At 71.8% G+C, this 2,959-nt stretch carries 1 protein-coding gene and 1 pseudogene; both read right to left on the bottom strand.

Going from position 1 to position 2,959, the window contains the following annotated elements:
• Nucleotides 1-2,331: penicillin acylase family protein (locus tag AB0O00_RS34105; protein ID WP_363658464.1), on the bottom strand; the 2,331-nt coding region annotated here is incomplete at its 3' end.
• Nucleotides 2,332-2,514: 183 nt separating this feature from the next.
• Nucleotides 2,515-2,959 (bottom strand): annotated as a pseudogene (locus AB0O00_RS34100) (hypothetical protein); the annotation flags it as partial.

Below are 2,959 nucleotides of genomic sequence, written 5' to 3'. Positions count from 1 at the left end.
CTCGTCGATCTGCAGCGCCCCGGGCAGCGCCGCGAACAGCGGGTCGCCCAGGCCCGGACGCATGACGCCGTCGGCCAGCAGCGGCCACCACGCGTCCATGACGCGGATCGCGTCCGCATCCGCGTACGCCCCGCTGCCCGGCGAACTCTCGTGCCGCATGCCGCCGCCGGCCAGCCACGCCTCCAGCTGCTGCAGCGCGGCCAGCGTGGCGGGGTCGGTGACCGGGGCGCTGCGCAGGATGCGGATCAGGTCGGGCAGGACGTCCTCGGCGCGCAGGTCGGTCACGGCCGCGCCCTCCATGGCCTGGGTGAGCGCGACCCGGCTCACGTTCCCCTTCTGCACCAGCGACTTGACGCGGGCGTCCAGCAGGTTGGCGCGGTGCACCGAGCCGTTGCCGAAACCGGCCGCCGTGTAGCCGGTGGCCTGCTTGTTGTTCCACGAGACGTAGTAGTCCTGGTTCACGGACTGCGGGTGCTGCTCCGGCGGGGTGTACCGGGCGGTGTTGCCCGCAGGGTCGAAGTCGGCCCACTCGTAGGCGGGTTGGGCCAGCACCGGCAGGCCCGCGTCCACGCCCGGCGCGCGTACCGGATTGGACCCCGAGTTGTAGTAGGCGATGTCGCGCGAGTCGGCGTAGAACCAGTTGAACGTGTAGTTGATGTCCTGCGCCGCCCGCTGGAAACCCGCCGCGTCGTGCACCGCCGCCGGGTCGTTGAACTCCTGGAAGCCGATGATGGAATCGGCCTCGTGCCGGTAGGTGGAACGCAGCGACGTGAACGCCACCGGCGCCCCGCCCACCGTGCCGCGGGCGCTCACCAGGCCGTAGTTCGTGCGGTACGACACCAGCGTGTAGGAACCGGCCGGGGTGGAGTCGGCGGTGGTCGGACTCCACGCGTCCTTGCGCTCCAGGCGCTCGAACGGCGTGCAAGTACCGTGCCACAGATAGGAATTGGACGCCCTCGTCACCGGCGAACCGTCACTCGTGCACAGCGGCACCGCATAGGTGTCGGTGATGTCCTGCCCGGCCGAGGTCGCGCTCCACGCGTAGTCCTGCCCGCGCCCGAGCTCCACGTAGAAGCTCAGCCCCGCGAACGCCGCGCCACGCGCGCTGATCCCAGGACCCTGCAGCTCCTCCAGCATCAGCAGCTGCGGCGCGAAGTAACCGGTCTGCGGGCCGAACACCGCCACCGGGTGGCCGTCGTCGGTGTGCGCGCCGGAGACCAGCAGCGCGTTCGACATGCCGTGCCGCGCGCTGAGCAGGTTGCCCGGCAGCACGCCCTTCGCGGTGGTGGCCGCCGTCTTCGCGGAGCCGGTCGCGTCGTAGACCTCCGGCTCGCTCACCACCGACCCGGCATCGGGCATCGCCACGCCCTGCGGGCTGTCGGGCACCGTCGCGTACGGGAACGTCTGCCCGTCGTGCAGGGTCCGGACGGCCTCCGGGTCCTCCGCCTCGCGCAGCGAACGCCACACCGCGTCGCCCGCGTCCTTGCCGTACCGCGCCTCGGCGGCCGACTTGACCTGCGCGGAGGCGAGTTCACCGCCACCGCCCGAACCGAACAGCGCCCCGATCACGGAGGCCAGCGCGACCAGGTCGGTCAGGGTGAACGGCTGGATCGACCCGGCGTTGGTGATCGGGTCGATGTGCCCGGTCAGGTCGTACTCGCCCGGGAACGTCCGGGAACCGTACGCCTGCCGGACATAACTGTTGATCCCGTCGAGGTACGCCGAGGCGTCCGCGAGCGCCTGCGCCGCCCGCCCGCCGCGCGAGGCGAGGACGTCGACCTGCTGCTGCAACTCGGCCTCGGTGTACGGCGCCGCACGCCAGAACGTCTGCTCCAGCTGCCGGTTGGCCGCCGCACCGCCCGCGAAACCGGACAGCTCACCGCGCCCCACATGCCGGAACAGGTCCATCACCCACAGCCGGTCCTGCGCGGCCGCGTAGCCCGCGCCGAACTCGGTGCCGTCACGGGTGGTGCCGGTGATGTGCGGTACGCCGGTCGCCTTGTCGCGCACGATCGTCACGTCGGAACGCGGGCTCGTGGTGCTCGCGACCTGGTCGGCCGGCACGCCGAACGACGCGTCGTTGAAGAAGCTCCGCAGCCCGGCCTCCGTCAGCCCCGGGTAGCCGGAGGCGAGGGCCGCGTACGGGCCGAGCTGGTCGTCGGTGTGCGCCGGGCGGGTGCCGAACACCCGGTTGAGCAGGATCTCGGCGAGCGTGGCGTTGCCGTTCTCGCCGGGCGGCAGGATGTCCGCACACCGCCCGCCGCAGTAGTCGGAGGTCGCGTCGGCCGCACTGGTGGGCGCGGCGAGGGCGGGCACGAAGAGCAGGGCCACCGCGAGCACGGCGGCCAGCAACCGGGGCAGGGGTATGTGGGGGCGTCGGGACACGTCGAGCTCCTGGGGGAGAAGCTGTGGGGGCCTCGACGGTACGGGGGTTACCGACCGGTTTTCTAGAGGCGTGCATGCCACTTCCCGGCGACGGACGCCTATGTGACGCTACGTCAGCGAATCTGGTCGTTACTGCGGGATCACGATCTGCGTCAGCCGCAAGGGCACCAGCAGGCGATCCCCGATCAGCACCGCCAGCCGCCGGGCCTGCGCCTCCGTGAAGCCCCCCGAGATCACCGCCTCACCACCCGTCACCGCGGAAGCGACATACGGGTGCGACACCACCGCACCGTCCAGCACGATCGCGAACTGATTGGTGGGCGAAGGCTGCGCCGCGAGCACGCCCGTGACGTCCGCGAACTCATGCGCCCCGACGGCATCGAACGTCAGGCCGATCTGCCACCCGCCCCCGTTCTGCGTGTCCTCCACCACCTTCACCGCCGACACGTCCTTGCCGTCCACCGCCACCGGCCCGAGCACGAACCAGGCCCGCCGATCCCGGACCCGTCGATGATGACCGGCCAGGTGCCGGTCCGCTCGCTCGCCGACCGCGGCCCGTCGCTGGGCAGCACGC

The sequence above is a fragment of the Kitasatospora sp. NPDC093558 genome (assembly GCF_040683475.1).
GTDB lineage: Bacteria > Actinomycetota > Actinomycetes > Streptomycetales > Streptomycetaceae > Kitasatospora.
The sequence above is the reverse complement of the archived record's forward strand: the minus strand, read 5'-3'. Positions and strand labels throughout refer to the sequence as shown.